At 41.8% G+C, this 7,403-nt stretch carries 7 protein-coding genes; 5 read left to right on the top strand and 2 right to left on the bottom strand.

Going from position 1 to position 7,403, the window contains the following annotated elements:
• Positions 1 to 136: 136 nt before the first annotated feature.
• Both JW841_10245 and JW841_10240 read right to left on the bottom strand, forming a co-directional pair.
• On the bottom strand, positions 137 to 649 hold the full coding sequence (locus tag JW841_10245; GenBank protein ID MBN1961316.1) for a hypothetical protein: 513 nt from the start codon (positions 647 to 649) through the stop codon (positions 137 to 139).
• Entirely contained in the window at positions 639 to 1,001 is a 363-nt protein-coding gene (locus JW841_10240; protein ID MBN1961315.1) for a nucleotidyltransferase domain-containing protein, read from the bottom strand. The genes JW841_10245 and JW841_10240 overlap by 11 nt, the downstream gene beginning before the upstream one ends.
• Positions 1,002 to 1,283: 282 nt before the next feature.
• Here JW841_10240 and JW841_10235 point away from each other — a divergent pair, with 282 nt between their 5' ends.
• Genes JW841_10235 through JW841_10215 form a run of 5 tightly spaced genes read left to right on the top strand, consistent with a single transcriptional unit; the run spans position 1,284 to position 7,174 of the window.
• On the top strand, positions 1,284 to 2,789 hold the full coding sequence (locus tag JW841_10235) for a peptide ABC transporter substrate-binding protein (GenBank protein MBN1961314.1): 1,506 nt from the start codon (positions 1,284 to 1,286) through the stop codon (positions 2,787 to 2,789).
• A gap of 23 nt (positions 2,790 to 2,812) precedes the next feature.
• Positions 2,813 to 3,757, top strand: coding sequence for an ABC transporter permease (locus JW841_10230; protein ID MBN1961313.1), 945 nt, complete (start codon positions 2,813 to 2,815; stop codon positions 3,755 to 3,757).
• Complete coding sequence (locus JW841_10225; GenBank protein MBN1961312.1) at positions 3,754 to 5,187, top strand: ABC transporter permease; 1,434 nt, start codon at positions 3,754 to 3,756, stop codon at positions 5,185 to 5,187. The genes JW841_10230 and JW841_10225 overlap by 4 nt, the downstream gene beginning before the upstream one ends.
• Positions 5,184 to 6,221, top strand: coding sequence for an ABC transporter ATP-binding protein (locus JW841_10220; protein ID MBN1961311.1), 1,038 nt, complete (start codon positions 5,184 to 5,186; stop codon positions 6,219 to 6,221). Before JW841_10225 ends, JW841_10220 begins: the two co-directional genes overlap by 4 nt.
• Entirely contained in the window at positions 6,218 to 7,174 is a 957-nt protein-coding gene (locus tag JW841_10215) for an ABC transporter ATP-binding protein (GenBank protein ID MBN1961310.1), read from the top strand. The genes JW841_10220 and JW841_10215 overlap by 4 nt, the downstream gene beginning before the upstream one ends.
• Positions 7,175 to 7,403: the final 229 nt, after the last annotated feature.

The following is a 7,403-nucleotide window of genomic DNA, read 5'->3' as shown; positions in this document are numbered from 1 at the left end:
CTCTCTACGTCATGCCCTCGAAAGAGGGCATCCAGTAAAGCCTAATAAAATCGATCAATTACAGAGATGAGATCAAGAGTCAGCTTACTAGGGGGTGTCTTCAAAGTCCGAATTTTGAAGGCACGCCCAAGCTCTTTTATTTTCTTATTGAATCAATAGTCACAATAAGAAATGCATCAAAAGCAGATAATGTCTGCAATACCGGCTGATGCACGCGCATAAGTCGTCGCAATTCTACCTGCAGTCTTTCGTGGTCAATATCAACAGCATAAGCATGACGAAAAAAGTGGCGAAATGATAATAATGCCAACAAATCGGTAGCTAGTTTGGGATCAATAATCGCTGGTCTTCTATCTGGTAACTCAGTCATAGCTTGAGATAGCAGCAGGCGATGTGAGGCTTCACCTTGTGGTATCTCTTGATCGATTTCTCTAGCAATACGTTCACACAATGATTCTAATGCAGTGTACCAGCCATGAATAGCTACAGCGCCAAATACTAAATACTCTCGCGCTGGTGGTTCATCGCCCCATTTTACCAATACTTCTTGCGCATCGTCTTGACGTTTTTCTAACACATTAATATCCTCACTTATTTCGCGTCTAAGACGCATGAGACCAGTAATGGCGCCATTTTCTTCAGGGCTCATTTAAACGCACCCCCTCTGCAAGCACTCTCTTTTGAAATGATAATGGCAACTGTTCAAATCTTAACAAATCGACTTCAACTTGAAAGTGCAAAGTTAATTCAGCAGCCAATTTACTAATATCAGAGGTTTTAAGCCCTTCAATAACAATATCCACATCAGATGCAATGCCAAAACTTTTACGCGCAAGAGACCCTATCAACCAAGCTCGGCTTATAATTCCACTTTTATATAGTTCTTTTATTTTACCACGAACTGATGCTTGTAATAATTCGCCACGCTCTTGCGCTTTAGCATTTGTGACCTTTCGACGGTTTACTAATAGGCGCGCTAGAGCTTTTGGTGCAACAGACATATTATCTTTAGGCTAAGATGTAGTACTCGCTATGGTCAAGAGTTTTCGTATCATATAGATAAATTATAAAATTAAAAATTATTTAATATTTAGCCAATTAAAACACTTCATTTTTCACCAAAGGCTGACATAGCTAGCAAAACATGCTTTGTATGGTTGGCAATGATTAACAAAATTTTTATTTTATTTACCAGCTGTTTTTTTACATTCATAAGCGTCATCCTAATTAGTTGTTCATCACCAGAACAATATGCCAACAAAAATGAGCATGTACTAAACCTAATGCTTGGCACCGAGCCCCCGCAACTCAACTCGACCCGTTCTACTGATCAAGAAAGCATCTTTTTGCTTGGTCACCTTATGGAAGGGCTGACCCGTTATGGCAAAAATAGCGAGATAATCCCAGGTATTGCTGAACGATGGGAAATCAACGACCAAGGCGCAACTTTTTATTTACGTCATAATGCACTTTGGGCTGATGGCAAACCGGTTACCGCTCATGACTTTGTTTTTGCTTGGCGCCTAGTGGTCGACCCAGCCAATGCTTCTGAATATGCCTTTATTATGTATCCGGTTAAAAACGCTGAAGGCATAAACACCGGCAAGCTTAAAAAAGATACACTCGCAGTTACTGCTGTTGACGATTACACATTAAAAATCGAATTTGAAAAACCCTGCGGTTACTTTTTAGGTTTAACCGCCTTCGCGACTTATTTACCGGTACGACAAGATTTCTATAAAGCTCATGCCGACCGCTTTGCCGCTGACCCTCAAGATATTATTTCTAATGGTCCCTTTATCTTGACCCGTTGGATCCATGGCGCCGAATTAACCCTAAGTAAAAACCCACGCTATTGGAGAGCTCAACAAATTAAACTTGATCGTATTGAAGTACCGTATATCACCACTGATTTAGGTGCGCGCTATAACCTTTTTCGCGATGGCAAGGTTGATACTTTAGGTATTGGCCGTGAACAAATCGACCGTGCTCTTGCCGACCGCTTACGTATGCAAAGTCATGATGATGGTGCGATATTTTATATTGAATTTAATCATCGCCCCAATCGACCAACAGCTAACTTACATTTACGTCGCGCCCTTCGCGCGATAATTAATACCAGTGAATATGTATCTCGGGTAGTAGCAATTCCGGGTTCACGCCCTGGTAATGGTCTCATACCACAATGGGTGCCAGGCATTAAAAATCGTTTTCGCGAAGAATTCCCGCTTGCTTCGCATACCCAAAATATTGAATTAGCAAAAAATGAACTCGAATTAGCAAAAAACGAACTTGGCGGCAGTATCCCACCATTGTACTGGTTAACCGATGATGGCCCTGGCACAGCACGCAATACAGAATATTTTCAAAATATCTTTAAAAACCATCTCGGCATCGATATTTTCATTGACAAACAAATCTTTAAAGAACGTTTAGCCAAATCTCGTGAAGGCAAATTTGATATTGTTTCATCAGGTTGGGGTCCCGATTTTGCTGATCCTATGACTTATGTTGAACTATTCACTAGTTGGAACGCCAATAACAATGGTAAATATAGCGACCCTAAGTATGATGCATTTATTCGCCAAGCACAGGCAACCGCTGATCAACAAACACGCATGCAAGCAATGGCACAAGCTGAACAAATCGCTCTAGCTGATGTAGCAATTATACCCTTATTTGAACGTACGGTAATATGGGCCCATCAACCATGGGTGCATGGTATTGTACGTCATGTTATTGGCCCTGATCCTGATTTCGCTTTTGTAACCATTAGCAAAAAAAATTGATGCAACAAGAAATGAGTTAAGAGATGTTAAACTATATTCTCAAACGCATAGCTACTGGCATCATAACTGTATATTTCATTGCCACTGCAACTTTTGTAGCAATGCATTTAGTACCAGGTGATCCGCTTGCTAGTGCTAAAGCCATGCGTCCTGAAATTCGCGCCAACCTCGAAAAAAAATATGGTCTTGATAAACCCTTGCTTTCACAATATGGCGTTTTTTTAGGTAACATGCTCAAAGGTGATTTCGGTATCTCTTATTCTGAAAAAAATCGCTCGGTAAATGACATTATTCGCTCACACTTTCCGATATCAGCAGTATTAGGTTTATTGTCACTTTTTTTTGCTACTTTAGGTGGGGTTTTATTCGGCGCTATTGCCGCTATTCGCCGCGGCAAAATAACTGACCGCGCTTCAATGTTTTTTGTAATTCTCGGTATTTCAGTACCAAGTTTTGTCTTTGCCGCCATCGCCCAATATTTAGTAGTTAAGCTTAATCACACTGCCGGTATGACAGTTTTACCAGTAGCCGGCTGGGGCACTTTTAGTCATATGTTACTACCTGCTGTAGTATTAGGTATTGGCTCGTTGGCACTGCAAACCCGTTTGATGCGTTCGTCGATGTTAGAGGTAGTACATCAAGATTATATTCGCACCGCTAAAGCCAAAGGCTTATCCCCCTTAAGAATATTTTTATTTCATCAACTTCGTAATGCTATTTTACCAACTGTAACTATTTTAGGCCCAGCTATAGCCAGTATAACTACAGGTGGGTTTGTAGTTGAAAGTATCTTCGCTATACCTGGTTTAGGTCGCTATTTTGTACAAGCTTTTCAACAATTTGATTATACCGTGATTATGGGATTGACCGTTTTCTACGGTGCTTTTCTAGTGGGTATGGTGCTACTTGTTGATTTAGTTTACGGCATTATCGATCCGCGTATCACTATAGCCAAGAGGAACATATGATAATAACTGACCCAACCGGTGCTAAAAAACTCGATAGTAGTATGAGCCAGAATATTTTAAACCCGCAAGACTTTACGTTAGTAATCCACACCGGCCCTAAACAAGAAATAGCACGCCCATCGCTTTCATACTGGCAAGACGCTTGGATACGGCTTAAAGCAAATAAGCAGGCACTCATTTCTTTAATAATAATCTGTTTGCTTTTACTATTTACACTTATCGGTCCTTTGGTTTGGCGAGTTGATCCGGCAGAACAAATCTTGAGCCGAATTTCTGAGTCGCCAAGTCTTACCCATTCAGCCATAGTTTTGCCACCACTCAAACCATTTGTTGCCGAAGTCATACCGACTATCGAAGCTGCCCCACAAGCTGATGGCGCCATCTTACCTGCTCCAACTAATTTAGAATGGCTTGATAAACCATCAGTGCAATCAGTACGCATGCGTTGGACACCAGTTAACGGTGCGGCTGGTTATCTAATTTATCGCAGTTTAGAAAAACCTCGCGGTGGCTTTTGGGGATTACCGGTTGGTACAGTTACCTCCGGTAATATAGTCAGCTTTGAAGATACTTTTAATCTCAAACCTGAAACAATTTATTATTCAGTATTGGCGCAAAACGGCGCCACTTCAACGCATGCCATTACTCGTGAGATAACATTAACACCAGGCATAGCACTTAACGAAGCACGGGTTTTGCAGCCTAACACCCAACCTGGCGATAAAATAGATTACCCGCTGCGCCCCTTTGGTACCGACTATTTAGGTCGTGATTTATTAGCTCGTTTAATGTCAGGCGCCCGCGTCTCTTTATTTATCGGCCTATTTGCACCTTTTATTTCCATTCTAATAGGTATAATTATCGGCGGCCTCGCTGGTTTTTTTGGTGGCGCCACCGATCAATGGTTAATGCGGTTTAGCGATTTTGTTTTAGGTTTGCCATTTCTTTTATTTATGATTCTATTTCGCGTTGCTTTAGGCAAAGGTGCTGGTGAAAGTGGTATTACTCCTATGCTCATTGCTTGGGTAGCCTTAGCTTGGCCAGGGGCAGCTCGCCTAACGCGTGGACAAATTTTGCAATTACGCGAAGCTGAGTTTGTGCAAGCTGCACGGATAATGGGCGCTAAACCGTTCTATCTATTGATTCGTCATTTGCTGCCAAATACTTTCGGTGTAATTTTAGTCAGCCTAACTTTTGCAATACCAGGTGCTATTTTTACTGAAGCTTTTCTGTCATTCATTGGCATGGGCGTTGCACCACCAACCGCTTCATGGGGAAGTATGTGCAATGATGGCATTCAAACATTTCTTACCTACCCACATGAATTTTTAACCCCGGCACTATTTATTAGCATAGCCGTACTTGCTTTTAATTTACTAGGCGATGGTTTACGTGATGCTCTTGACCCCAAATTGAGGTCAACACCATGAGTATACTTAGTGTAAATAATTTACATGTTGAATTTGCCACTTATGGCGGCAATATCCATGCAGTGCGCGGTGTAGACTTACTTCTTGAACATCAGCAAACCCTAGCAATAGTTGGCGAGAGTGGTTGTGGCAAATCAGTTACAGTGCAAGCGATTATGGGATTAATACCTACACCACCGGGGCGCATCACTAATGGCTCTGTTAAATTACATGAGTGCGAATTAATTGGCCTCAATGAAAACGAGTTAAATCGTATCCGGGGTAAAGAAATCGGAATGATTTTTCAAGACCCCATGACTTCACTTAACCCTACCATGACCGTCGGTAAACAAGTTGGTGAAACCTTAATTACTCACTTGGGATTAGATAAAACAATTGCAAAAGCACAAGCGATAAAATTGCTTGAACGAGTGCAAATACCTGAAGCCAAAAGCCGGATTGATGCTTATCCCTTTCAGTTATCAGGTGGTATGCGCCAACGTGTGATGATTGCGATGGCCATTGCATGTAAGCCTGCAATATTGATTGCTGATGAGCCAACTACTGCTCTTGATGTAACTGTACAAGCACAAATTTTAAAGTTGCTCGCTGACTTGCAGCGTGAAAATGGCATGGCAATAATTCTTATTACGCACGACCTTGGCGTGGTTGCGCAAATGGCACAACAAGTGGCTGTTATGTATGGTGGTCAAATTGTTGAGCAAGCTAGCGTTGATGATATTTTTTATCGCCCGGCACACCCATATACTATTGGTTTGCGTGCAGCGCGTCCACGCACTAGTGAAGGCGTTAAAAATAAACTCGCGCCAATTGCTGGTTCGCCCCCTGATCTATTTAACCCACCAAGTGGTTGTGCCTATGCAGCTCGCTGTCCGCATGTTATGCAGCTTTGTGTAAACCAGCCACCACCGTTATGGCTAGTTACGCCAAAGCATCAAAGCCGCTGTTGGTTGCATCATAGCTTAGCTAAAGCCAATAGACCGCAGACGCTCTTTACCCAAAACTTAATAAGCGAGGGTGCTAGCGTATCATGATACTTGAACTTAATGATGTAAAAAAACATTTTCATTTAGGACATGGTCGTGCCCTGCAAGCAGTGGATGGAATTACTCTATCGCTTTCTGAAAAAGAAGTAGTTGGCTTAGTTGGCGAATCAGGTTGTGGTAAGTCGACCCTTGCCCGCGTTATTGTTGGTCTCTACAATAAAACTGCTGGTTATATTAATTATCGCGGTGAACAACTACCTAATAGTTATCGTACTCGTGATTTTCGCCGCTATGCACGTAAAATTAATATGATTTTTCAAGACCCCTATTCAGCTTTAGATCCACGTATGACCGTACGCGAAATCATTGCTGAAGGACCACTGCTACATGAGTTATGGCAACGCTCGCAGGTCGTACAAAAAGTAGGCGAATGGCTTGACCGCGTTGGCCTCGCTGCTGATCATATGTCGCGCTATTCACATGAATTTTCTGGTGGGCAACGCCAGCGTCTTGGTATTGCTCGTGCTTTAGCACTTGCCCCTGAATTGCTTATTTGCGACGAACCTATCTCCGCCCTTGATGTATCAGTGCAAGCGCAAGTGGTAAATTTATTGGCTGAACTCAAACATACATTAGGGCTTACCTTATTATTTATTGCCCATGACTTATCAATGGTACGCTATGTTTCAGATCGAATCGCAGTTATGTACTTAGGCCGTATTGTTGAGCTAGGCCCAGCCGATACAGTCTATTTTCAACCGCAACATCCTTATACTCAATTGCTTATTAGCTCTAATCCCGAAGCTGATCCAAAATACGAACGTCAAAGAAAACCTCTTGATCAATTAGGTGAAGTACCATCGCCAATTAATATGCCTGATGGTTGTCGCTTTGCGACTCGCTGCCCGTATGTGATGCCAGCATGTCGCGAGCGCGACCCCGGTTGGCATGAGGTTGGTCAAAATCATTTTGTGGCGTGTATAAACGTAAATATGCATTAATTTAAATAGCCGCATCAAGTATCAACAGTTTTGTTTATCATCATTAGAACCGAATAAAATGTTGATCGAATAATTAATTTTTTTTAAAACAAGTATATTTCTAAATTATATCAATAAATCAGTCAGTTAGAGCCCTTTGAGGTAACTTCTCAATAAATACTGGCGAAACATGGGTGTCATCTCGAACGTAGTGAGAGATCTTTTTTATGCTTTTAAATATAAGATTTCT

The organism is Deltaproteobacteria bacterium (genome assembly GCA_016931625.1).
Taxonomy (GTDB): Bacteria; Myxococcota; XYA12-FULL-58-9; order XYA12-FULL-58-9; family JAFGEK01; genus JAFGEK01.
This window is presented reverse-complemented; position numbering and strand designations above follow the sequence as displayed.